The 366-nt window shown below is 70.2% G+C and carries 1 pseudogene; it reads right to left on the bottom strand.

Going from position 1 to position 366, the window contains the following annotated elements:
• Window positions 1-366 (bottom strand): annotated as a pseudogene (locus tag RM590_RS35840) (IS1634 family transposase); the annotation flags it as partial.

The following is a 366-nucleotide window of genomic DNA, read 5'->3' as shown; positions in this document are numbered from 1 at the left end:
CGTGAGTGATCCAGTCCGCGGCGGCCAGCTTGGACGACGGGGCCAGGGCCCGGTTGGCGACCAGGGCGAACAGCACCCGCTCGGTTACGGTCATGTCCCGGCGCCGGCCCCGCTTGGGTTGCCCCACACGGCCGACGATCTTGTCGATCCGCAGCCGCCGCCACAGATGATCGAGAACGTAGGCGCCGCCGAACGGGACCGAGGAGACGAACTCCAGGTCTCCCGCCGCGGTCGAGGCCAGCGCATCGCCCGGCTCCAGCAGCCTCGATAGAGACGCGACCAGGCGCTTGACCGCGTCCCGGTCGAGGTCGTCCTCACGACCGAACGTGAACAGGACCTTCGGGACCGCCCGGCCCTTCACCGGAT

This window comes from Streptomyces litchfieldiae, from assembly GCF_031845365.1.
Lineage (GTDB): Bacteria > Actinomycetota > Actinomycetes > Streptomycetales > Streptomycetaceae > Streptomyces > Streptomyces litchfieldiae.
Note: the sequence above shows the minus strand (reverse complement) of the source record. Positions and strands in the feature narration are given on the sequence as shown.